The organism is Vibrio sp. dhg (assembly GCF_003443775.1).
Lineage (GTDB): Bacteria > Pseudomonadota > Gammaproteobacteria > Enterobacterales > Vibrionaceae > Vibrio > Vibrio natriegens.
Map to the genome: position 1 here is coordinate 478,200 of NZ_CP028944.1, position 23,548 is coordinate 501,747.

Annotated in this window: 19 protein-coding genes; 6 read left to right on the forward strand and 13 right to left on the reverse strand. The window is 47.3% G+C overall.

Translation table 11 applies throughout. The features are described from left to right. From choW to DBX26_RS17920, 12 genes are all read right to left on the reverse strand, one after another. Complete coding sequence (gene choW, locus DBX26_RS17865) at positions 1-843, reverse strand: choline ABC transporter permease subunit (RefSeq protein ID WP_118120313.1); 843 nt, start codon at positions 841-843, stop codon at positions 1-3. Between the two features lie 92 nt (positions 844-935). Then, on the reverse strand, positions 936-1,874 hold the full coding sequence (locus tag DBX26_RS17870; protein WP_065301030.1) for a choline ABC transporter substrate-binding protein: 939 nt from the start codon (positions 1,872-1,874) through the stop codon (positions 936-938). A gap of 46 nt (positions 1,875-1,920) precedes the next feature. Further along, a complete protein-coding gene (gene betA, locus DBX26_RS17875; protein WP_118120315.1) occupies positions 1,921-3,621 on the reverse strand; it encodes a choline dehydrogenase in 1,701 nt (566 codons plus the stop codon). Between the two features lie 182 nt (positions 3,622-3,803). Then, complete coding sequence (betB, locus tag DBX26_RS17880) at positions 3,804-5,264, reverse strand: betaine-aldehyde dehydrogenase (RefSeq protein ID WP_118120317.1); 1,461 nt, start codon at positions 5,262-5,264, stop codon at positions 3,804-3,806. An 18-nt stretch (positions 5,265-5,282) separates the two neighbouring features. Beyond that, a complete protein-coding gene (gene betI, locus DBX26_RS17885; RefSeq protein ID WP_118120319.1) occupies positions 5,283-5,882 on the reverse strand; it encodes a transcriptional regulator BetI in 600 nt (199 codons plus the stop codon). Between the two features lie 625 nt (positions 5,883-6,507). After that, the gene (locus DBX26_RS17890) at positions 6,508-7,266 is read right to left on the reverse strand and encodes an SDR family oxidoreductase (protein ID WP_065301027.1); all 759 of its coding nucleotides are present in this window, start codon (positions 7,264-7,266) and stop codon (positions 6,508-6,510) included. Positions 7,267-7,275: 9 nt separating this feature from the next. Then, a complete protein-coding gene (gene mmsB / locus DBX26_RS17895; protein WP_118120321.1) occupies positions 7,276-8,172 on the reverse strand; it encodes a 3-hydroxyisobutyrate dehydrogenase in 897 nt (298 codons plus the stop codon). A 46-nt stretch (positions 8,173-8,218) separates the two neighbouring features. Beyond that, positions 8,219-9,349 (reverse strand): enoyl-CoA hydratase/isomerase family protein, encoded by a 1,131-nt coding sequence (locus tag DBX26_RS17900; RefSeq protein WP_118121227.1) that lies wholly within the window; start codon positions 9,347-9,349, stop codon positions 8,219-8,221. A gap of 27 nt (positions 9,350-9,376) precedes the next feature. Beyond that, entirely contained in the window at positions 9,377-10,153 is a 777-nt protein-coding gene (locus tag DBX26_RS17905) for an enoyl-CoA hydratase (protein WP_118120323.1), read from the reverse strand. 50 nt (positions 10,154-10,203) lie between these two features. Then, complete coding sequence (locus DBX26_RS17910) at positions 10,204-11,358, reverse strand: acyl-CoA dehydrogenase family protein (RefSeq protein ID WP_118120325.1); 1,155 nt, start codon at positions 11,356-11,358, stop codon at positions 10,204-10,206. 84 nt (positions 11,359-11,442) lie between these two features. Beyond that, positions 11,443-12,936, reverse strand: coding sequence for a CoA-acylating methylmalonate-semialdehyde dehydrogenase (locus DBX26_RS17915; protein WP_118120327.1), 1,494 nt, complete (start codon positions 12,934-12,936; stop codon positions 11,443-11,445). Between the two features lie 70 nt (positions 12,937-13,006). After that, positions 13,007-14,185: a thiolase family protein gene (locus DBX26_RS17920; RefSeq protein WP_118120328.1), complete on the reverse strand. Its 1,179-nt coding sequence runs from the start codon at positions 14,183-14,185 to the stop codon at positions 13,007-13,009. 209 nt (positions 14,186-14,394) lie between these two features. Between DBX26_RS17920 and DBX26_RS17925 the strand changes: the two genes are divergently transcribed. From DBX26_RS17925 to DBX26_RS17950, 6 genes are all read left to right on the forward strand, one after another. Further along, positions 14,395-14,781: a MerR family DNA-binding transcriptional regulator gene (locus tag DBX26_RS17925; RefSeq protein WP_005373242.1), complete on the forward strand. Its 387-nt coding sequence runs from the start codon at positions 14,395-14,397 to the stop codon at positions 14,779-14,781. A gap of 45 nt (positions 14,782-14,826) precedes the next feature. Further along, positions 14,827-15,996, forward strand: coding sequence for an isovaleryl-CoA dehydrogenase (locus tag DBX26_RS17930; RefSeq protein ID WP_065298804.1), 1,170 nt, complete (start codon positions 14,827-14,829; stop codon positions 15,994-15,996). A 104-nt stretch (positions 15,997-16,100) separates the two neighbouring features. Beyond that, on the forward strand, positions 16,101-17,708 hold the full coding sequence (locus DBX26_RS17935) for a carboxyl transferase domain-containing protein (RefSeq protein WP_118120330.1): 1,608 nt from the start codon (positions 16,101-16,103) through the stop codon (positions 17,706-17,708). Positions 17,709-17,815: 107 nt separating this feature from the next. Beyond that, a complete protein-coding gene (locus tag DBX26_RS17940) occupies positions 17,816-18,598 on the forward strand; it encodes an enoyl-CoA hydratase-related protein (protein ID WP_065303458.1) in 783 nt (260 codons plus the stop codon). Further along, positions 18,591-20,651: an acetyl/propionyl/methylcrotonyl-CoA carboxylase subunit alpha gene (locus DBX26_RS17945; RefSeq protein WP_162889743.1), complete on the forward strand. Its 2,061-nt coding sequence runs from the start codon at positions 18,591-18,593 to the stop codon at positions 20,649-20,651. Before DBX26_RS17940 ends, DBX26_RS17945 begins: the two co-directional genes overlap by 8 nt. After that, positions 20,632-21,534, forward strand: coding sequence for a hydroxymethylglutaryl-CoA lyase (locus DBX26_RS17950; RefSeq protein WP_162889744.1), 903 nt, complete (start codon positions 20,632-20,634; stop codon positions 21,532-21,534). Before DBX26_RS17945 ends, DBX26_RS17950 begins: the two co-directional genes overlap by 20 nt. Positions 21,535-21,641: 107 nt before the next feature. Here the strand turns inward: DBX26_RS17950 and DBX26_RS17955 are convergent, their stop codons facing one another. Further along, positions 21,642-23,543: an FUSC family protein gene (locus tag DBX26_RS17955; protein WP_118120338.1), complete on the reverse strand. Its 1,902-nt coding sequence runs from the start codon at positions 23,541-23,543 to the stop codon at positions 21,642-21,644. Positions 23,544-23,548: the final 5 nt, after the last annotated feature.

The following is a 23,548-nucleotide window of genomic DNA, read 5'->3' on the forward strand; positions in this document are numbered from 1 at the left end:
TTACGCCTCCTTCTGGTTTGGTGCTTTACACAAGCGATCAAGGATGATTGCCACAAGAACAATCGCTAATCCTGCTTCAAAACCTTGTGAGATGTTTACGGTGTTTAGCGCACGTACAACCGGTTTACCTAAACCGTCAGCACCCACTAGCGCCGCAATAACCACCATTGAAAGAGACAGCATGATACATTGCGTCACGCCTGCCATGATACTTGGTAATGCCGCAGGTAACTCCACCTTAAACAGCAGTTTCATACGGCTTGCACCAAACGCTTTACCTGCTTCCAACAACTCTTCCGGCACTTTAATGATGCCTAGATAAGTCAATCGAATTGGAGCCGCAATGGCGAAGATAATGGTTGAGATAAGCCCCGGTACGATACCTAAACCAAACAGAACCAGTGTCGGGATCAGGTATACAAACGTTGGTACGGTTTGCATCAAGTCCAGAATCGGTCTGAGTAATGTATATAACCAAGGACGATGCGCAGCCATAATTCCTAAAGGCACACCAATTAATACGGAAATCGTCGTCGCAGCAAAAACAAGGACAAAGGTTTCCAGCATCTCTTGCCAATAGCCAAGGTTGAGAATCGCGAGTAACGCAAGCACGATAAATACAACGAGAGGAATACTACGATGTAGGAACCACGCGATTGCCGCCGTCATAATGATTGGAGCCGCAGGTGGCATCCATTTGAAAATATCCACCACAAACATAATGATGGTTTCAAGTGTAATTGAGATAGTATCAAAGAACCCAGACGCATTGATGGTTAACCAATCAACACCCGTTTCCATCCACTGCCCTAATGGTAGTTTGTTGTCCGTAATAATATTCACAATAAACCCTTTGTGTTAATGAAGTGGGCATCACCGCCCACTACTATCCCCAAATCGTTACTCAAGTTGAGTTTCTTGGGGTATAAATCGAATTAAGCGTTTGTTTTTAGGTACGCTGTGATCGCTGCCTGTGCATCCTGGCCATCGACCGTTTTCACATCCTTAAGCCACGCTTCGATTTGATCTTGATTCGCGTTTAACCACGCTTGTGCCGCTTTCGATGGCTTTTGCTTCTGGTTAAGAATCGCTTCCATTAACTCGTTTTCCATATCTAGGCTGAACTCTAGGTTTTTCACTAGTTGACCTACATTTGGACACTCAGAAAGGTAGTTTTTACGTACGTTTGTGTAGACATTCGCCCCACCGTAATTTGGGCCGAAGAAGTCATCGCCACCAGACAGGTATTCCATCTCAACATTGTTGTTCATCGGGTGCGGTGCCCAACCCAGGTAAACAATCCACTGATTGCGACGCACTGCGCGTGAAACTTGTGACACCATGCCTGCTTCACTCGATTCGATAAGGCTGAAACCTTTTAAACCAAATGCATCGCTGTCGATCATAGATTGAATTAAGCGGTTACCATCGTTACCTGGTTCGATGCCATAAATGCGGTCTTTAAACTTGTCAGCATGTTTTACCAGGTCAGCAAAGCTCGTTACGCCCGAGTCATAAACATATTTTGGTACCGCAAGCGTGTACTTAGCTCCGACAAGGTTCGCTTTAACGGTTTCGACGGTGCCGGCATCGCGGTATTTGGCGATATCGCCTTCCATTGTTGGCATCCAGTTGCCCAGGAAAATATCAATGTCACCATTGGCCATTGATGAGTAAGTTACAGGTACAGAAAGCAGATCTGTCTTGGTCTTGTACCCTAACCCTTTTAGTATTTCTGAAGTAACGGCGGTTGTTGCTGTAATGTCTGTCCAACCTACATCAGCAAATCGAACGGTTTCACACTGATTTGCGTAAGCACCGGTTGCTAAGGTACTTAACGCGATAGTTGATACAATTTTCGTCATCTTAGACATGTTTAGTTCCTTGTAATGATTACTGACTATTTGTTGATTATTTGAATTATGAGATTGAATCTAAATTTCTTTTTGGTGGATGCATTCGTTGCATCTCTTGCCAGTTCGGTGCAATCCAAACCGGAGTATTGTTTGATTTTTGTAATGCGTTTCCGAGGATCATATCCGCAGCGCGTTCGGCAACCATGATGGTTGGCGCATTCAAGTTGCCGTTTGGAATGGTTGGGAAAATAGATGAATCCACAACACGTAATCCTTGGATGCCACGTACCTGACACTGCTCATTCAGAACGGCTAACGGGTCATCGTCCGCGCCCATTTTGCAGCTACACGATGGATGGTAAGCACTCTCTACGTTCTGCTTCACCCATTCATCAATTTGCTCGTCAGTCGTGATGTTTAAACCCGGTTGGATTTCATCGCCACGAAACTCGTCCATCGCTGGCTGATTCAAGATTTCACGCGTTAGGCGAATACAATCACGCCAATCCTGCTTATCTTGCTCGGTGGAGATGTAGTTGAATTCGATCTTCGGCTTGTCGTTCGGATTCGATGAAACAACTTCTACTGAGCCTCGGCTTTCTGGCTTATTAGGGCCAACGTGCACCTGGAATCCATGACCATTAAAGGCAGCCTGACCGTCATAACGCATCGCAGCTGGTAAGAAATGGTATTGAATATTCGGCCACTTCAAACCTTCACGAGAACGAATAAACGCGCACGATTCAAAATGGTTCGTCGCACCGAGGCCTTTACGGGTGAGAATCCACTCAGTACCGATTAACCCTTTACTCACCAAACCTAACTTACTGTTAAGTGTGATCGGCTGTTTACAGTGATATTGAAAGTAAACCTCCAGATGGTCTTGCAGGTTTTTACCCACGCCTTCCAACTGGTGATTCACCTCGATACCTGCTTTTTCCAGCACATCTTTAGGACCAATACCGGAAAGTTGCAGCAGCTGTACCGAACCAATTGAACCCGCACTAGAAATCACTTCACTGTTTGCAAAACACTGCTTAACAGAACCTGATTGCTCGAATTCAACGCCGACCGCTTTCTTGCCTTCAAGTAAAACGCGGTGGACGGTGACTCGCTTCATTAACGTGAAGTTCTTACGCTTTTTAGCACGGCTTAAGTACGCATTAGACGTCGAAGCACGCACGCCTTTATCAACAGTCATATGCATCGGACCAAAGCCCTCTTGCTGGTAACCGTTGTAATCATCCGTTTCTGGGTAACCCGCATCTTTACCAGCTTCGATAAACGCTTCGTATAGCGGGTTAAGCTTCATGTCATTACCGTTACAGGTACCAACAGGGCCATTATCGCCACGGTATTCGTCCGCGCCACCAACCCAAGATTCCGCTTTACGGAAGTAAGGTAAACACGTCTGATAGTTCCAGCCTTTTGCGCCCTCTTCTTCCCACTGGTCGAAGTCGCAAGCATGACCACGTACGTAAACCATGCCGTTAATAGATGAGCTACCGCCAAGAACTTTACCGCGAGGACAGTGCAGTTGGCGTCCATCAAGGCCGTCTTCTTTCACGGTCTCGAATTGCCAAGCGTATTTTTCGGTGTTCATCGGATAAGAAAGTGCTGTTGGCATTTGGATAAAAATACTCTTATCTGTGCCGCCCGCTTCTAGCAATAAAACAGAGTGCTGACCGCTTTCACTCAAGCGATCCGCTAAAACACAGCCGGCCGAACCCGCACCGACGATAATATAATCGTAGCGTTGTTGCATTTTGATTCTCCTTTGAGGGTCATACCAATCACAGTAAATAAGTGGACAACGATAGCGCAGGAAAAATGCTTGAGAACAAGGCGGAAATTTTCGATAAGTAGTAAGCCTACAATCAAAATTGACAACGAAGTTATCGAGCATTTTAACAAGCTAAAATGGCCAGTTATCTACTACGATTGGTATCATGCGTAAGGGCTTTCGAAATCGCTTAACTGAACCAGTACACTCTTAGTTTGCGTGTAGTGCTTCAGTGTTTCGACGCCGTTTTCGCGGCCAATACCTGATTGCTTATAACCGCCTACTGGCATTTCTGCCGGAGAATCACCCCAGGCATTAACCCAGCAGATACCCGCCTGAATTTTATGAATAACGCGATGGGCACGAGAGAGGTTCTGCGTGAAGACACCCGCTGCCAGACCATACTCCGTGTCGTTCGCACGCTCGATAACCTCAACTTCATCACTGAACTTAAGCACAGACATAACAGGACCAAAGATCTCTTGCTGTACGTGACTCATGCTATCGTCACAGTCGATAAATACCGTTGGAGCAACGAAGTTACCGTTCGCAAGGCCATTTTCCGTAACTTTGTAACCACCAGTCAGCAGAGTCGCGCCGCTTGCTTTCGCTTCTTCAATTGCAGACAACACTTTGCCTTCGTGCTCTTTTGAAATTAGAGCGCCAATTTGCGTGTTTTCATCAAGGGGATCACCGACAACCAGCAGTTCAGTACGAGTTTTAAGCTGCGCCACGAATTCGTCGTAAATGGATTCATGAACAAATACGCGGGTACCGTTGGTGCATACTTCACCTTGAGTGTAAAAGTTTGCAACCATGGCAGCCGATACTGCATCGTTCAGTTTTGCATCTTCGAACACGATCAGTGGTGACTTACCACCCAGTTCCATGGTGACTTGCTTAAGTGTTTTCGCGCTGTCACCCATAACGACTTTGCCTGTACCGCACTCGCCAGTGAACGAGACTTTCGCAATATCCGGATGCGCCGTTAGCATTTGGCCAACACGGTAATCACCCTGCACAACATTAAATACACCGTCAGGCATGCCCGCTTCTGAGTAAATTTCAGCCAGTTTAAGTGCTGTCAGCGGCGTTTCTTCCGATGGTTTGAAAATCATTGCGTTACCGGCAGCAAGCGCCGGTGCGGATTTCCACATTGCGATTTGAATTGGGTAGTTCCAAGCACCAATACCCGCACAAATGCCTAAAGGTTCACGGCGTGTGTAGAAAAACTGGTTTTCGTTTAGCGGCTGTTGTTCGCCTTGTAAGCTAGGCGCTAAGCCCGCATAGTATTCCAGTACATCAGCACCTGTCGTAATATCAACAGCATTTGCTTCTTGGATTGGCTTACCTGTATCCGCTACTTCTAAAGCGGCCAATTCGTCATTACGTTCGCGTAGAATCGCAACGGCTTTGTTAAGAATACGGCTACGTTCGATTGCCGTCATTGCAGACCATACTTCAAAGCCACGTTTTGCAGACTCAACCGCCGCTTCCATATCATGCTGATTTGCTTGTTTAACATTGGCTAACGGCTCACCATTAGCCGGATTGTATGTGGTGAAATGCTCTTCAGAGCTTCCGGTGTACATTGCACCGTCGATGTAATGTGTTTTCATTTCCATTTTGAAGACCTGTGACTTTTAAATTTTTTGTGAGTAGTACGTTAGCTGCTTTTCGAGATAGTCGTTGATGATGACTCTTGCTTTTTCTGCATCGATGCCTTGCGGGTTGAGCGTTCCGCGTAACCATATTCCATCAATGAGTGACGCAATCCCGTGAGCAACCAATTCCGCTTGCTCTGCACTTAATAGTGCTTTTAATTCTCTTCTTAGATGGGACAAAAGACGTCGTTCGTTTACACGTTGCAGACGTTTTAGCTGTTCGTCATGCATCGAATAAGACCAGAAGGCTAGCCATGTCTTGGCCACTTTATTTTCAGCTTGAAAGCCGACAAAGTTACCGTCAATAATCGCATTGATACGGTGATGATGAGCATCAGCCGGCAGCTCACGAAGCTTTTTCGTGATCGTGAATGAAAGCTGGCGAAGGATCTCGCGCATCGTTTCTTCCAATAACCCGTGCTTACCACCAAAGTAATGATTGATGATACCCGTTGATACGCCAGCTTCTTTGCTGATCAACGAGATACTCGCTGCATGTAAGCCCACCCTATCAATCACTGACATTGTCGCTTTCACCAGCTGTGGCTTCCTGATTTCAGGCATTCCCACCTTCGGCATTTCATCCCCTTTCATTTTTAATTGAACGGTTAGTTAAATATAAAATGCCTGAATTTTAGTTCGATCTCAAACTATTTTTTGTAGATTCATCCGAAGAATGTTGGAAATTTGTGCTTTGAGACACAGAGATGACGTGTTGAAAATGACTCATTAAAAGGCGATACACAGCTTAACTAAAGAAAATTAATCTTTATTTTTCAATATATTATTTACATAAAATTATTATCTTTGTGTTTTTTAATTTTCGGGTAGATTAATTTTCAAATTTATCAACACAAAAAATTTACATCGTACACTAATGATTGCACCGATACTGTTCTGTTTGCACAAACATTGCCCACGCCATGTGGTAACAGTCTCATAACATTATAATTTTCATTTGCACAATTATTGGTCGCTATGAAGTAGGATTTTTCATGTCCGATAACGGCGATTCAAAAGTGTGATCCGTAAACGGTTTTAGAAAAAGCACTTAAAGATATGTAAAGAGAAACGGGAAAGATAAATTGGCATGTAACGTAAAACAGATAGAGAGGCTCAATCTTGGTTTATGCAACTGCCATCAATGAGGAAATTTTGATGTTGGCTAACAATACAACGAACATTGTTAGCCTTGTGAGTGAGGTTACATTCGCATACCACCATCTACTTCTAATACTCTTCCAGTCACGAACTCGTTAGTTAATGCATATTTCACGGTCGCGGAGATTTCATCAGCAAGCCCCAAACGACCGACAGGAATCATCTTGATTAGCCTATCCATGGCTTCTGGTTTAATCTGGTCCGTCATCGCCGTTTTGATTACGCCCGGCGCGATAGCAACAGAGCGAATACCAAATCGGCCTAATTCCTTCGCCCACACCGTCGCCATTGTCGCCACTGCTGCTTTGGAGGCAGAGTAGTTGGTTTGACCAATATTCCCAGCTCGAGCCACACTGGATATATTGATAAGTACACCTTTACTGTCGGTGTTGAGCATCACTTTGCTCGCTTCACGACCGCATAAGAAAGTACCCGTGACATTTACGTCCATAACCGACTGAAACTGCTCCAGAGACATTGGCGTAATCTGACCGTCTTTCACTTTTATGAACATACCATCACGCATGATGCCAGCGTTGTTAATCACGCCATTGAGCTGTTTAAAGTCCACTTCAATTTGCTCAAATGCCGCGCAAACCTGTTGTTCGTTTGTCACGTTCGTCACATAAACTCGGGCATTAACGCCCAGAGATTCACACTCTGCCTGTGTCTCCCTCAATTGTTCCAAATTGAGATCGATTAACGCGAGGTTCACTCCGCTTTCTGCCAGCGATAATGCCATCTGTTTGCCAAGCCCCTGCCCAGCACCTGTAATCGCAACAACCTTATTTGCTAACTCCATAAGCGCTCCTTAGGCTTGGTTTTGCTTTTGGTAGAACTCAAACAAGCTAGAGAAATCTTTTTGTCCGTTGCCCTGACCGTTATGAAAATTAAATAGATTGCGTGCCACGCTACCCATTGGCGTTGAAGTTTGACTGGCAACTGCCGCTTCCATAGCAAGACCGAGGTCTTTCGCCATAAGCTGACTCATAAAACCACCTTGATAGCCATTACTCGCCGGCGCATTCTCCATCACGCCAGGACACGGGTTGTATAGCTCTAACGCCCAGTTTCGACCTGAGCTTTGCAGCATAATGTCAGACAGCACTTTAGGATCGAGACCGTTCTCGATACCGAGGTTAAGTGCCTCACAAGTGCCGCTCATCAGAATACCCAGCATCATGTTATTGCAGATTTTCGCCACCTGACCAGCACCAGCGTCACCCGCATGGAAGATGTTTTTTCCCATATAGCAAAGCAACGCTTTAGCCTGAACAAAGTTCTCTTGTGAGCCACCAACAATAAATGTCAGTGTCCCTGCTGCTGCACCAGCCACACCTCCCGAAACCGGTGCATCGACAAAGCTGATGCCTAACTGCTGTGCCTTTTCACCAACCAGACGCGCGGTCGCGGGATCAATGGTGGATGAATCAATCAGCAATGTTCCAGACTCAACGCTTTCTAAAATGCCATCCTGACCAAGATAGACACTTTTTACATGCTGACTAGCAGGTAACATAGTGACGACAATGCCCGCACCTTGAACGACTTGCTGAACAGAATCTGCACTTGAAGCACCAAGTGCGGTCAGTTCCGCCACAGCGTTCGGATTCAAATCAAATACTTCAACCTTCAAACCAGCTTTAACCAGGTTCTTAGCCATAGGTGCGCCCATATTGCCAAGACCAATAAATGCAATTTTATCCATGTTCTGTCTCTTCCTTGTCGCTAATCCGTTTAACTATTCCGTTCAACTAAAGTTCAGCTGTCGCCAATTGCGTGTCTTTGAGTGGGTAATCCACTGAATCAATGGGTGCAAAAAAGCGTTGCAGCTCTTGTGGTGTCACATCGACAACACTCTTGTGCATCCACGTTGGCTGATTGGTTTTATCGATGATGAGCGCACGAACCCCTTCTCTAAAGTCACCTTCTAAGCCACAACGCAATGTGAGATTAAACTCCATATCAAAACAAGCATCCAAAGACAGCCCCTGATACTGAGTCAATTGTTGGTAAGTAAGATTGAGTGAAAGAGGGCTGCCATAACTGAGTGCTTTCTGCGCGTTCACGAACCATTTATCATCCACATCAGCGTTGGCTATCGCGTCAGCTATCGTTGGTAAATCGCCGCGACAAAGCTGCTCGATCAGCCCAGCATGAGGTAACATCAAGCCCTCACCCGGCTCTTCGACTTCTAGAGTACGAAGTAGTGTCGCAATCTTCTCGTTAATGTCTGTCTCACTTTTCCAATTGATATCAGACATTTGAGAGAAGAAACCCCCTTTGCTATCAGGCTGGGTAATCCATTGGCTCAACCCTAATGCTTTCATATCGGTCGCATTAATCTGACAGGCAGTTAAACCAAGAAACAGCGCGTAGTGTTTTGGTAACTGATTCAAAAAGTAGGTCGCACCCACATCAGGATAAAGACCAATCTTGATTTCTGGCATCGCAAAGCGAGTGTTGGTCTCCGCCACGCGATGACTTGCGCCCATAAACAGACCGACCCCGCCACCCATCAGGTAGCCATGCCCCCAAGCAATAATCGGTTTTGAATAGGTATGAATCAGGTGATCGCAGCGGTATTCAAGATCGAAGAACGTCTTCATGGCTGAAAGTGCAGAGTTAAAATCTTGCTCTTTGTTTTCTAACGCGCGGTAAATGGCTTGAATATCACCACCTGCACAGAATGCTTTTTCACCCTTCGCATGCAAACACACCGCAACGATGTTGTCATCGATTTGCCACTTGAGCAGCTGATTGTATAGCTGCTCAATCATTACATAACTCAGTGCGTTGAGCACCGCTGGATTATCTAACTCCAGTACACCAATGACAGAACCATCGGCACATTCAAGCTCTGACACGTTTACTTTGCTGGTCATCTCTACGTTGCTCGCCATGGTGACTCCTTAGCTATTGGTCCAGTTTGGCTTACGCTTTTGTAAGAAAGCGTTCACACCCTCTGTCTGATCTTGCGTATTGAAAAGCTGTAAGAACAGTTCACGTTCCAAAACCAGCCCTGCAGCATGTGTCTGGCTGCGTCGATTTTGGATGAGTGTTTTGCAAGCAGATATAGACTTAGGCGATTGACCCGCGACACGCTGTGCCAGTTCCATTGCGGTTTCCAACGCTTGTCCTTTTTCAACGACTTCTTCGACCAAACCAATTTTCTCGGCTCGCTCGGCTGTCACACGTTCACCACATAGGATCATGCGCTTCGCCCAACCTTCACCGACTAACGCAGTGAGATTTTGCGTTCCTCCGGCACAAGGCAATAAGCCAACCGACGCTTCTGGTAACGCCATTTGTACTTGCTCTTCAGCGATACGAATGTCGCAAGCCATCGCAACTTCCAAACCACCGCCCATTGCATAGCCATTGATCGCCGCGATAGACACCCCATCAAACGCTGACAAGGCTTCAAACGCTTCACCAAATGCAAACGCCATATCGGCGGCTTGCGATTTGTCACCGGATGAAAAGTTGTTAAGGTCCGCACCAGCAGAAAAGAACTTCTCCCCTTCACCCGTTAGTACCAAAGCGTAGATAGAGCGATCGTTGCTGAGTTCAATTGCCAACTCTTTAAGCTGATTCAAAGACTCAAGCGTCCACGTATTCGCAGGTGGATTGCTGATGGTTAGCTTGGCAATGTGATTTTCACGCTCTAATTTGATATGTGCTGTCATAATCTTTCAATCCCTTTTTTATTCTTTAAGGTAAGGCTCTACCGCGCAGGCTAAACCAGCTCAACGCCTTCCGTGAGTAGGCGTCTTGAGATGATAAGACGCATGATTTCGTTGGTACCTTCAAGAATTTGGTGAACACGTACGTCTCTGAAGTGACGCTCAACTGGATATTCTTTGATGTAGCCATAACCGCCGTGAATTTGCAGTGCCTCGTCACAAACCTTGAAGCCCACATCCGTTGCAAAGCGTTTCGCCATTGCGCAGTACGCACTTTTTTCTGCGTGTTGAGCATCGAGTTTTGCAGCCGCAAGTCTCACCATTTGACGGGCAGCGACCAGCTCTGTTGCCATGTCCGCCAGCTTGAATTGCAGCGCCTGGAATTGAGCTAGTGAACGTCCAAACTGTTTACGCTCTGTCATGTACTGTTTTGCTTCGTTCAGCGCTTGTTGTGCCGTACCAACAGAACAGGTAGCGATATTGATTCGGCCACCATCAAGACCGAGCATAGCGAATTTAAAGCCTTCACCCTCTTCACCCAACAAGTAGTCAGCCGGAATTCGGACGTTTTCGAATGTGATCATGCGCGTTGGTTGGCAGTTCCAGCCCATTTTGGCTTCTTTCTTACCGTAACTGATGCCTTCGCTGTCAGCAGGCACAACAAAAGCAGATACACCGCCAGCACCTTCTCCACACGAGCGAGCCATAACAACGAGTACGTCCGTATCACCCGCGCCAGAGATAAATACTTTGGCACCATTCAAAATAAACTCATCGCCATAACGCACTGCACTCGTCGTCAGAGATGCCGCGTCAGAACCTGCATTTGGCTCAGTGAGGCAGTAAGAAGCGAGCTTTTCACCCGTGATCAATTCACCACTAAATTGTTGAGCAACTTCCGGTTTGGCAAAGCTTGTGATCATCCAAGTTGCCATATTATGGATAGTCATAAACGCTGTAGTTGCCGTACAACCCATCGCCAATTGTTCAAAAATAATCGCAGCATCCAAACGGGAAAGCCCAAGGCCACCGTGCTCAGGTGGCGTATAGATACTCAAAAAACCCAGTTCACCCGCCTGACGAAGTACATCTTTAGGGAAGTGTTGTTTTTCATCCCACTCTGCGGCGTGCGGTGCAAGCATCTGTTCTGCGAACTGTTTAGCTGCGTCTGCGAATGCGATTTGATCTTCGTTTAATTCAAAATCCATCTTGAAGTCCTAAGGTCTAATTCATTGCATTTGAATCTAGGCCAAGCAGGAATAAGCTTGGCCATATTCTGTTAACGTGGGTAATTAGCTAAGCTGAATGGTCATGTTCGGACCGCTTGGAATGTCATCTTCAAACCAGCGTGCGGTGACCGTTTTCGTTTCAGTGTAGAAGCGAACCGCTTGTTTACCGTAGGCATGCAAATCGCCATAGAAACTGCCTTTCCAACCCGTAAATGAGAAGAATGGCAACGGAACTGGGATTGGCACGTTAATACCCACATTACCCACTTCAATATTGTGCTGATACTTTCTCGCGGCAGCGCCATTCGCTGTGAAAATAGACGTACCGTTACCAAAACGGTTCGCGTTGATAAGCTCAATCGCCTCGTCCAGATTATCCACTTCCATGGTCAGCAGCACTGGGCCAAAAATTTCTTCCTGATAAATCGACATGTCTGTCGTCACGTTGGTAAACAGTGTTGGACCCACCCAGTTGCCGTCAGGGAAACCAGCCACTTCGCAGTTGGTACCGTCCAGAACACAGTTCGCGCCAGATTCTTTGCCTTCATTAATTAAGTTCACCACACGTTGTTTCGCTTGCGGGCTAATAAGCGGTCCATAACCTGCTGATTCATCATCCCACGCGCCTGGCTGAACTTGAGCTAACGCCTCTTTAAGCTCTGGAATCCATTCTTTGGTTTCGCCTACAAACACCGCGACCGAAATCGCCATACAGCGCTGACCTGCGGCACCAACTGACGCGCCAACAAGGTTATTAATCACTTGCTGTTTATTTGCATCAGGCATAATAACCATGTGATTCTTCGCACCAGCAAATGACTGAACGCGTTTTAGGTTGTCAGTGCCCGTTTTGTAGATGTACTCTCCAACCGGCACAGAGCCAACAAAAGAGATAGCGCGGACGACTGGATCGGTAAGAATGCGGTCAACCTGCTCTTTACTGCCGTGGACAATTTGCAATACACCTTTTGGTGCACCGGCCTGTTCAAACAGTTCAGCCAGTTTCATCGCGGTTAGCGGCACTTGCTCCGACGGTTTTAAAATAAAGGTATTACCGCAAGCAATCGCCATTGGGAACATCCACAATGGAATCATCGCCGGGAAGTTGAAAGGTGTGATACCAGCACAAACACCGAGTGGCTGAATGTAAGAGTAACCATCAATATTCGTTGCGACATTCTCAACCGTTTCGCCCATCATTGAGCTACAAATGTTTGCCGCTTGTTCAACGACTTCAATCCCGCGCCAAACATCACCTTTAGCATCCGCTAGGGTTTTACCTGTCTCGCTTGAAAGCAATATTGCCAACTCGTCGTGCTGCTCTTTTAATAGATGTTGGTAACGCAGCATCAATCTTGCACGCTCCGGTGCAGCCACTTCTTTCCAACGCTTAAACGTCTCTGTTGCGCTGGCGATCGCCGCATTCATTTCTGATTCCGTGGCACAAGGCACTTGTGCAATCACTTCATTGGTTGCCGGGTTAGTTACATCTAGCCATTGTTTTGAGTCGGAGATGGCGAATTCACCACCGATATACTGCTTTACTTGTTCTGTCATGATGACATCCTTGTATTTTTCAGCTTGTTACTGACTACTGTTATGTAAGTGAAACTTTGTTGAGAATGAATTAGCAGGTTTCAATCGCGATCGCGGTTGCCTCACCGCCACCAATACAAAGCGATGCAACGCCACGTTTTCCGCCAGTTTGCTTAAGCGCGTGAATCAACGTCACGAGGATGCGGTTACCACTGCCACCAATAGGATGACCTAACGCACAAGCACCACCGCGCGGGTTAACTTTGTTCTCATCGAGTTCGAGTACTTTCACTGCATATTGAGTGACAACAGCAAAGGCCTCATTAATTTCCCAAAGGTCAACGTCCGATTTGTCCCAGCCCGTTTTTTCCAGCAGTTTTTCAATCGCGAAGACAGGTGCGATGGTGAACTCTTCTGGCAGCCTTGCATGTGTGCTGTAACCCACGATTTTGGCGAGAGGTTGAAGGTTTTCCTGACGACCAAACTCGCTATCGACCAATACCATTGCCGAAGCGCCATCTGAAATGGAGCTTGAGTTTGCCGCTGTTACGCCACCATCTTTAGCAAACGCAGGGCGCAAAGTTGGAATTTTGGCAACATCGAGTTTGCTCGGTTGCTCATCGTCGGCAACTAAGATGTCGCCGCGTCGACTTTTCACGTTAACAGGCACGATCTCTTCTTTGAACAAACCTTGCTCAATTGCTTGCTGCGCACGAGTCACCGATTGCTGCGCCCAAGAATCCATGCTTTCACGATTAAACTGATACTTTTGCGCTGTTTGTTCAGCAAAGACACCCATCAGCTCGCCTTGATAAGCATCCTGTAAACCATCATAAAACATGTGGTCGAGCACTTGTTCGTGACCTAAACGGAAACCCTCGCGCGCTTTCTTTAATAGATAAGGAGACGAAGACATGTTTTCCATACCACCAGCAATAACCGCGTGCGCGTTGCCAGATTGAATAAGATCATGAGCAAGCATCACGGTCTTCATGCCCGAACCACACACTTTGTTCAGCGTGGTACAACCGATGGATTGTGGCATGTCAGCTTTTAAACTCGCCTGTCTTGCAGGGGCTTGTCCCACACCTGCTGGCAGAACACAGCCCATCAGTACTTCATCTATTTTGTCTGCATCAAGCTGACTTTCTGCTAAAGCGCCCTGAATGGCTGTCGCCCCGAGTTCAGTGACATCGGTTGAAGCTAATGCCCCTTGAAAAGCACCGATAGGCGTTCGTTTAGCGGCAACAATCCATGTTTCGTTTTTCATTCTGTTAACCTTTTGTTGACGTTTACGTCATAACTATACTAACATTTACGTTAACGTCAAGTTTGAGGTTATTGTTTGTTCGAGTGAATCGTCAGTTTCGGGTAAACGTCAGTAATATCAAGGCTCAAGAGTGTTCACTAGTTGTTTACTTTAACGTTAACGAATTGTATATTCGGATAAATGTTATACGAAAGTCGTAAGGTTAAAGAATGAATACATTTAAGATCAGTGAGCTCGCTAAGGAGTTCGATATTACAACCCGAAGTATTCGCTTTTACGAAGATTTAGGTCTGCTAACTCCAGAACGTAAAGGCAACACTCGAATCTACAATGGTCGCGATCGAATTCGACTAAAACTGATTTTGCGAGGTAAGCGATTAGGCTTTTCTCTTGCAGATATCAAAGAGTTGTTTGAACTCTACGATACCGATCAAAGTACTGAGCAGTTGAACTATATGATTCGGTTGATCGAAGAGAAGAAGGCAGCATTGCAACAGCAGGCGAATGACATTCAAGCGGTAATGATGGAATTAAATGCTGCGCAGTTGCGATGCCAAAACACACTGAGATCCATGAAAGGCGAAAAAGTCACCTGACACCTCAGCACTGGGATGTAGGTGACGTAAAGGCAAGGACACGCAATGAAATCTACCTACTCTTCCCTAAACTTTGTTTATGACGAAAATACCGATTTGCTTCGCGAGCAAATCAATAGTTTTGCTGCAAGAGAAATTGCGCCTCTCGCGCAATCTATCGACCAATCTAACGACTTTCCAAACCATCTTTGGTCCAAATTAGGTGAAATGGGTCTTTTAGGTGTGACCACCAGCGAAGAGTTTGGTGGCGCAAACATGGGCTACCTCGCCCACGTGATAGCGATGGAAGAAATCAGCCGGGCATCAGCTTCGGTTGCTTTAAGCTACGGTGCACACTCCAACCTTTGTGTTAACCAAATCCACCGCAACGGGACACAAGCTCAAAAAGAGAAATATCTGCCTAAACTTATCTCCGGTGAACATATTGGCGCGCTAGCAATGAGCGAGCCTGGCGCAGGTTCCGATGTGGTATCCATGCAGCTCAAAGCCGAACGTAAAGGCGATATCTTCCTGCTAAATGGCAACAAAATGTGGATCACTAACGGTCCAGATGCACATACCTATGTTGTCTACGCAAAAACCGATCCAAGCCAGCACTCCAAAGGCATCACGGCCTTTATTGTAGAACGTGGATACCCGGGATTCACTCAAGCGCAAAAGCTCGACAAACTAGGCATGCGCGGTTCGAACACTTGTGAATTAGTATTCCAAAACTGCGAAGTCCCTGCTGAAAACATTCTTGGTGAAGAAAACCAAGGCGTGAAAGTGTTGATGAGCGGTTTGGACTACGAACGCGTTGTGCTTGCCGGCGGCCCGCTTGGCATTATGCAGGCATGTATGGATATCGTTGTGCCATATATCCACGACCGTAAACAGTTCGGCAAATCCATTGGCGAATTCCAGCTTGTACAAGCGAAAATCGCGGATATGTACACACAAATGAATGCTGCTAAAGCCTACGTTTACGCTGTGGCAGCCGCTTGTGATCGCGGTGAAACCACACGTAAAGACTCCGCTGGTGCGATTCTCTACAGCGCGGAACTGGCAACCAAAATGGCTTTGGATGCGATCCAGTTACTCGGTGGAAACGGCTATATTAATGAGTTTGATACGGGTCGTCTGCTTCGTGATGCCAAACTGTACGAAATCGGCGCGGGCACTTCGGAAATCCGACGCATGCTTATTGGTCGCGAATTGTTTAACGAAAGCGCCTAGACATCATTCAACCCCAGGCGGACTGACTCAACACATTTCATTATTCAACCTAAATTGGTGACAGGCAATCTGTGCCTGTCACTCCGAATGGAGATCGGCTATTTATGGCTTGTTTGACGACCAATATTAATACCCACTCAGAGCAGTATCAGGAAAACTACCGCTCTATGGCGTCACTTGTGGATCAACTTTATACCGTGACCGCCCAAATAGAAGATGGTGGCGGCGAAAAAGCGCGAGAACATCAGCAGAAGAAAGGCAAGCTCCCTGCTCGAGAGCGCATTCTGGCCCTACTCGATCCAGGTTCGTCCTTTTTAGAAATCGGTCAGTTTGCTGGCTGGGATGTGTACCCTGATTACGTTCCATGCGCCGGAGTAGTTGCAGGTGTGGGTGTGATAGACGGCACAGAGTGCATGATCGTCGCCAACGACGTGACGGTAAAAGGCGGCAGTTACTATCCACTTACCGTTAAAAAGCACTTAAGAGCTCAGGAAATTGCAGAAAAATGCCAACTACCGTGTGTTTACTTAGTCGATTCTGGCGGCGCTAACCTGCCTCGCCAAGATGAAGTATTTCCAGACAAAGATCACTTCGGTCGTATTTTCTACAACCAAGCCCGTATGTCGGCCAAAGGCATCCCACAAATTGCTGTCGTGATGGGGCTGTGTACTGCTGGCGGCGCGTACGTTCCTGCCATGTGTGATGTTTCCATCATCGTAAAAGAGCAAGGTACGATCTTCTTAGCGGGTCCACCTCTTGTAAAAGCAGCGACTGGTGAAGAAGTGAGTGCTGAAGATCTTGGCGGTGCCGATGTTCACTGCCGTACATCTGGCGTAGCCGACTATTATGCAGAAAACGATCACCATGCGTTAGAGCTAGCAAGACAGGCCGTTTCACAAATCAACCACTTAAAGCCGATCCAACTTAAGCAAAAAGCGCCACAAGAACCACGTTTCTCTGCGCAAGAGCTTTACGGCATCGTCGGTACCGATCTTAAAAAGCCGTTTGATGTAAAAGAAGTAATTGCTCGAATCGTCGATGATTCCCAGTTCGATGAATTTAAAGCCTTGTTCGGTGAGACCTTAGCCTGTGGCTTTGCTCATATCCACGGGATGCCAATTGGCATCGTCGCTAACAACGGCATTCTGTTTTCAGAGTCGGCACAAAAAGGCGCCCATTTTATTGAGCTGTGTGCACAGCGAAAAATTCCTCTGCTTTTCTTGCAGAACATAACAGGCTTTATGGTCGGTCAAAAATACGAGGCAGAAGGCATCGCTAAGCATGGCGCAAAAATGGTGACCGCTGTGGCATGTGCGGACGTGCCTAAATTTACCGTTGTTATTGGTGGCTCGTATGGCGCAGGTAACTACGGTATGTGTGGTCGAGCTTATGATCCAACCATGATGTGGATGTGGCCAAATGCGCGTATTTCCGTCATGGGTGGCGAGCAAGCTGCGGGTGTAATGGCGCAAGTGACCCGTGATATTAAAACGCGCAAAGGTGAAAGCTGGAGCGCAGAGGAAGAGGAAGCGTTCAAGCGTCCAATTGCGGAGCAATATCAGACACAAAGCCACGCTTATTACGCCAGTGCTCGTCTGTGGGACGACGGCATTATTGATCCCGCGAAAACCCGAGATGTTGTCGGCATTGCTCTGTCTGCTGCGCTGAATGCACCGATACCAGACAGCAAATTTGGCATCTTCCGTATGTAGTCGGATACAAAGCAAACCTTAACTCCTCGCTATCTATCAGTGATGAATAAAGTGCTGACTAGCGAGTATTGGAATATCAGACTGAAATGTCAGACAAAGGAAGTCACATGACCGGACTACTGCTTGAAAAAGACAGCAATGGCGTTGCCTGGTTGAGCCTGAATCGGCCAGAAAAACACAACGCGTTTAATGACGAATTGATTGCCTCACTGATTGAGACACTAGAGCAACTCGAAAAGGAAGATTCTATCCGTGCACTGGTGTTAACTGCACAGGGAAAACACTTTTCTGCGGGGGCTGATCTTGGCTGGATGCAGTCAATGGCAACCAAAACCAAAAGTGAAAACCTTCAAGATGCACAGCAACTAGCAAAACTTTTGCATACGCTGGATACCTTCAGTAAACCAACGATTGCCATGGTGCATGGCGCAGCATTTGGTGGTGCGCTTGGGCTGATTTGCTGCTGCGATATTGCCATTGGCACACCTGAGAGCCGCTTCTGTTTGAGTGAGGTGAAACTCGGCTTATTGCCCGCGACCATCGGACCTTACGTAATCCGAGCGATTGGACAACGACAAAGCCGACGCTATTTTTTAACCGCGGAACTGATTGATGCCGAGACTGCGCTTTCGATGAACATTCTTCATCAAATCGATCCCCAGCCAAAAGAGGCGGTCAATCGTATGGTTGATCACCTGATTAATAATGGTCCGCAAGCCATGCAGGCGGCAAAAGCACTTTGTTTACGTTGTGATAACCAACCTATCGACCACTCATTAATTGAATACACCAGCCAAGCGATAGCTGCTGCTCGTGTATCCGCAGAAGGACAAGAAGGCCTGACTGCTTTTTTCGAAAAGCGTGCCGCTCATTGGAGGAATCATGTTTAAAAGAATACTGATTGCAAATCGCGGTGAAATCGCATGCCGAATCATTAAAACCGCAAAAAGCATGGCCATCGAAACCGTTGCCGTCTATTCCGAGGCCGATCGCAACAGCCTGCACGTCAAACATGCGGACTTTGCCGAATTTATTGGCCCCGCTCCGGCGAGTGAGTCGTATCTGGACATTGATGCCATCATCGGTGCTGCAAAAAAATGGCAAGCCGACGCTATTCACCCTGGCTACGGCTTTCTTTCGGAGAACCCGAAACTGGCGAAAGCGTGCAGTGAAAATGGCATTGTATTTATTGGCCCTTCCACCAGCGCAATCGAGGCAATGGGTTCTAAATCTCAAGCCAAAGCAATCATGTCAGAGGCGAACGTACCATTGGTTCCCGGCTATCACGGCACAGACAACAGCGTAGAGCATTTATTGGCAGAAGCGGAAAAAATCGGTTACCCGGTGATGCTAAAGGCGACTCAAGGTGGTGGCGGTAAAGGCATGCGAGTAGTCAACAGTGCGGCTGAAATGCCGTTAGCCATTGACGGTGCGCAGCGCGAAGCACTTTCAAGCTTTGGCGACAAACAGCTTCTGATTGAAAAATGCATATTGCAGCCGCGCCACGTGGAAGTGCAGGTATTCGCCGATCAACATGGCAACTGCGTTTATCTTTCTGATCGCGATTGTTCCATTCAGCGTCGTCACCAAAAAGTCGTCGAAGAAGCGCCTGCTCCCGGTCTGAGTGATGAACTACGTAAACAAATGGGTGAAGCCGCTGTTCAGGCCGCTCAGGCGATCGACTACGTTGGCGCTGGTACGGTTGAATTCTTACTTGATAACCGTGGTCAGTTCTACTTTATGGAGATGAATACCCGTCTGCAAGTTGAACACCCAGTCACTGAATTGATAACAGGTGTAGATTTGGTTGAATGGCAGTTCAACGTTGCGGCTGGCGAGCGTTTGCCTATCTCACAAAACGAAATCACACATAACGGTCACTCAATCGAGCTACGAATTTACGCCGAAGACGCCGAGAATGACTTTATGCCATCAACTGGCCGCATTGATTACTTGAAAGAACCCGTCTCAGACAGCAATGTTCGCTTGGCGTGTGTGCGTGTCGATAGTGGTGTCACACAAGGCGATGCCATTAGCGAGTACTACGATCCAATGATCAGTAAACTGATCGTCTGGGGTCAAACGCGCGACATTGCACTCAAACAGCTTAAACAGGCTTTAACTCAGTATCACGTGCGTGGCGTCACCACCAACATCGGTTATCTGCACAGCATTATTTCGCAGCCAGCCTTTGCTGATGTTGAGCTTGATACTGGATTTTTGGTCAAACATCAGCAAGGCATTAACGAGCAACAAAAAGTGTCTGATTCGATCTGGCTCACATTGGCCGCCATTGCGCGCTGGAACGATATCACCTCGACGTCTGGCGACTCATCATTACCGTCCCCTACTAAACAAGGTTTTAGGCTATCGGTGGAGAACGTGTATCGATTTAACTTCACGGATGGAACGGCTAACCATCAAGTACGCTTACACCATTCTGCTAAGGAGTCCGGTTTCCAGCATCCTGACCAATTTACGATTCAATGTGGTGATCAAGTACATCAGGTCTGCCTGCTTGAAAAAGATGGACAGTTCATCGTTGATATCGACGACGTACGTTACACCTTTAATGCACTCAACGACGAGCAGAAAACGACGCTGTTTTATCTTGGTCAGCAACGTACATTTGCGCACCAACCAAGCTTTGAATCACCAAAAGGCAAAGAGGATGAGCTTAGCCCAACCGCGCCACTTAACGGCGTGATCTCAGCCGTCATGGTGAACAAAGGCGACGAAGTGGCGGCTGGCGATCCACTGTTAGTTCTCGAAGCGATGAAGATGGAGTACACCATCACCGCTCCGGTAGCTGCTACTGTTGATGAGGTTTTTTATCAGCATGGAGACCAAGTACAGCATGGTTCGATACTGCTGCATTTAGCTTCGGCATCAGAGAATGTCTGTGTCGATAAGGAGCGCGAGTATGCTACCAGCGAAGGTTAATATCGTCGAAGTTGGCGCTCGCGACGGCCTGCAAAATGAAACCGCAGTGACGTTGGTGGATAAAGTCCGCTTGATCGATCAATTGAGCCTCAGCGGGTTAAAACACATTGAAGCGGGTTCTTTCGTCTCGCCGAAATGGGTGCCACAAATGGCCGATTCTGATCAGGTATTTGCAGGGATCACTCAACAACCAGACGTGGTTTACAGCGCGCTCACACCAAACTTAGCAGGTTTAGAACGAGCACTGGAAAGCGGCGTAAAGCAAATTGCGGTATTTGGCTCCGCTTCTGAAGCGTTCAGCCAGAACAACATCAACTGCAGTATTGCGGAAAGCCTCGCGCGGTTTGAACCTGTGATCGCGTTAGCACAGCAGCATAACATTCCTGTGCGTGGGTATTTATCCTGCACCATGGTTTGCCCCTACGAGGGCGAAATCAAACCAGAGCAAACCACTGCGGTAGCGAATACGCTGTTTGATATGGGGTGTTATGAAATTTCTCTGGGCGATACTGTTGGTAAAGCAACCCCAAATCGCGTTATTGCCATGCTTGATTCGCTGTTAACGCAACTACCAAAAGATGCGCTCGCAGTACATTTTCACGATACTTACGGGCAGGCATTGGCCAACATCTACCAAGCCTTGCTAATTGGAATCAATACTATTGATAGCGCCGTTGCAGGTTTGGGAGGCTGCCCTTACGCAAAAGGAGCGAGTGGCAATGTCGCAACAGAAGACGTGCTTTATCTGTGTGAGCAACTTGGTATTGAAACGGGCGTTGATCTCAACGCTGTCAATGAAGCAGGTTGGCAAATCTGCCGCGCATTAGGTAAACCACCAGCGTCAAAAGTGGCACTCGCACTTGGCGATCCTAGAAGCCTTTAACCGAGAAGCCTATAAAGTGACTACGCAGTAACTCAGGGTAATCTGGCGATGTAAGCCAGCCAACCTGAGTTACTGCATCATAGTCAGCCTAATCATAAACCTACAAATTACCCGACCCAACGACTCCAAAGTGGCTGGGTTTGTGCCAACTCTTCCGCCGCACTTGAAGCCTGCGCGCTGAGGAGTGGCGTTCGATGTTTCTCCATCTCAGCATAGCGATGTAATAGCGCTAACGTGTCTTGTGGTGACTGACGTAATGCCTGTTGCAGGCGCTTACACCAAACCTGATGCCGTGACTGATGATACCCTTCTGGCGACTCTGCTGCTTCTCGGCGCAAGTTTTCAACACACTGACCAAGCATCAGAAGCCCGAGCCCTGCGCGACCATGCTGCGGCCAGTCCAAACTGGTTTTTCGAGTCATACTCGTTAGCCTGACAACTCTGTGTTTCATACGCGCCTGCCAAAACGGGAAAGACGTGGTATCTGAAGCTAGAGAGGAAAGAGAACGCCACATCGCCTGCATGAGCACTTGTTGTCTGCGAAGCAAATTGGTTGGAAAGATAAGCTTAAATGCCAATAGTGCCAGTGTCGGTCCGGCGATGATTGCGACGCCTTTGATAGCCATTTCGCCTGCATCAGGGGTATAAGGCAAACTTGGTGTCGAGAGCAACAAAAAGATCATCACATAATCCATCGATCCTGACATCACCTTAGGGTAAGCAAACGGAAGTGTGATGAGCAAAATAAACGGAACCATCATAACTAGCATTTGCCATTCCGAGTTCGCCAATGGCCACAACAACAATTGACAGATAGCAGTTGCAGCCACTGCCACCACTTGCCATAAGGTGATGTGTTTCATAATAAGTGCCGGACTCTCAAAGGTAGAGAACAGCGTCACCATTACAGATGTTCCGAGTAAAACGTATGCCCCTATCGGCGAGCCGGTAATAGCCCAACCTGAACCCGCAATAAGGATAAGCGCACTAGTGCGATACATAGCCTGCAAAGCACTTACCCAATCACGATGAAGTACAACGTGATAAGGCGATTGTGTGGTAGTCATTCGACCGTGTTGATTAAATGCGTGCCTACCAGATAACGCTTGTTTTAGTTCAGCCAGTCCCTGAGCGACATGAGGTGTGTTACAGGCTTGAATGGCATAAGTCAGGTTAGATACCACTTGCTCAAGAGGAGATTTCAGATCATGCGCATCAATGACTTTTTGTAAGTAATCCGCCAGCTCATCATTGCGAAGAACAGGACGCTTTTCGGCCAGTATCGTTAAAAGAGAGACATGCGCAAACACCACAGCACGCATGGATTGGACGGTACGACGAGAACGAAGTGAGCCTGCGCTATGTGGATCTAACGCTTCTTCAATTTGTGAAGCTTCCAATAGAAGTTGTTCAACTGACTGAGAAAGCGGCTCTTGTCGAACCTGTTGCTGTAACGCACGCAGTACGGATACTGTCAGAGTTCGAAGTCGCCAGATCAGCGCGTCCTCGTCACTTCGATGGGCGAACACAAGGCCGACCACAAGTGCCACAATGACACCAGTAAGAACTGTGAGAAGGCGGTCCGCGCCAAGCGTCCAGATGCTTTGGTGGTTGACCTCACTTAAAAGCACAACCAGTGAAGCAGAATAGCCAGACAGTAAGGTACAGTAGCTAAACAAACCATGGATGACATTACCTGCAGCTGTACATAGACCAACCCATAATGCCAAGCCGATAACCAGCAAAAATAACTGGTCACCGCAAAGATGCATTAAAGCCAACCCAACTAGCGTACCGATAAGTGTTCCCAGAATACGGAATAGCCCTTTCTCTATCAGCATGCCCCGCCCTGGCTGGGAGGCTGCCCAAACAGACATCGCTGCCCAGGATGGGTGATCTAACCCGAGTAACCATCCAATAAATAACGCCACACAAGACGCAACGGCCGTCCTAAACGCAAAACTAAGACGGCTGGTATCGAATCCCCAGTGTACTAATCTCTCCAGCATTCGGC

Excerpts from the sequence above, each read along its gene's own strand:
- DBX26_RS17950 (WP_162889744.1), top strand. The coding sequence starts at position 20,632 with ATGCTACCAGCGAAGGTTAATATCGTCGAAGTTGGCGCTCGCGACGGC.
- DBX26_RS17935 (WP_118120330.1), top strand. The coding sequence starts at position 16,101 with ATGGCTTGTTTGACGACCAATATTAATACCCACTCAGAGCAGTATCAG.
- DBX26_RS17905 (WP_118120323.1), bottom strand. The coding sequence starts at position 10,153 with ATGACAGCACATATCAAATTAGAGCGTGAAAATCACATTGCCAAGCTA.
- betA (WP_118120315.1), bottom strand. The coding sequence starts at position 3,621 with ATGCAACAACGCTACGATTATATTATCGTCGGTGCGGGTTCGGCCGGC.
- DBX26_RS17910 (WP_118120325.1), bottom strand. The coding sequence starts at position 11,358 with ATGGATTTTGAATTAAACGAAGATCAAATCGCATTCGCAGACGCAGCT.
- mmsB (WP_118120321.1), bottom strand. The coding sequence starts at position 8,172 with ATGGATAAAATTGCATTTATTGGTCTTGGCAATATGGGCGCACCTATG.
- DBX26_RS17920 (WP_118120328.1), bottom strand. The coding sequence starts at position 14,185 with ATGAAAAACGAAACATGGATTGTTGCCGCTAAACGAACGCCTATCGGT.
- DBX26_RS17915 (WP_118120327.1), bottom strand. The coding sequence starts at position 12,936 with ATGACAGAACAAGTAAAGCAGTATATCGGTGGTGAATTCGCCATCTCC.
- DBX26_RS17890 (WP_065301027.1), bottom strand. The coding sequence starts at position 7,266 with ATGGAGTTAGCAAATAAGGTTGTTGCGATTACAGGTGCTGGGCAGGGG.
- DBX26_RS17955 (WP_118120338.1), bottom strand. The coding sequence starts at position 23,543 with ATGCTGGAGAGATTAGTACACTGGGGATTCGATACCAGCCGTCTTAGT.
- betB (WP_118120317.1), bottom strand. The coding sequence starts at position 5,264 with ATGGAAATGAAAACACATTACATCGACGGTGCAATGTACACCGGAAGC.
- DBX26_RS17870 (WP_065301030.1), bottom strand. The coding sequence starts at position 1,874 with ATGTCTAAGATGACGAAAATTGTATCAACTATCGCGTTAAGTACCTTA.
- DBX26_RS17925 (WP_005373242.1), top strand. The coding sequence starts at position 14,395 with ATGAATACATTTAAGATCAGTGAGCTCGCTAAGGAGTTCGATATTACA.
- DBX26_RS17930 (WP_065298804.1), top strand. The coding sequence starts at position 14,827 with ATGAAATCTACCTACTCTTCCCTAAACTTTGTTTATGACGAAAATACC.
- DBX26_RS17940 (WP_065303458.1), top strand. The coding sequence starts at position 17,816 with ATGACCGGACTACTGCTTGAAAAAGACAGCAATGGCGTTGCCTGGTTG.
- DBX26_RS17945 (WP_162889743.1), top strand. The coding sequence starts at position 18,591 with ATGTTTAAAAGAATACTGATTGCAAATCGCGGTGAAATCGCATGCCGA.
- DBX26_RS17900 (WP_118121227.1), bottom strand. The coding sequence starts at position 9,349 with ATGACCAGCAAAGTAAACGTGTCAGAGCTTGAATGTGCCGATGGTTCT.
- betI (WP_118120319.1), bottom strand. The coding sequence starts at position 5,882 with ATGCCGAAGGTGGGAATGCCTGAAATCAGGAAGCCACAGCTGGTGAAA.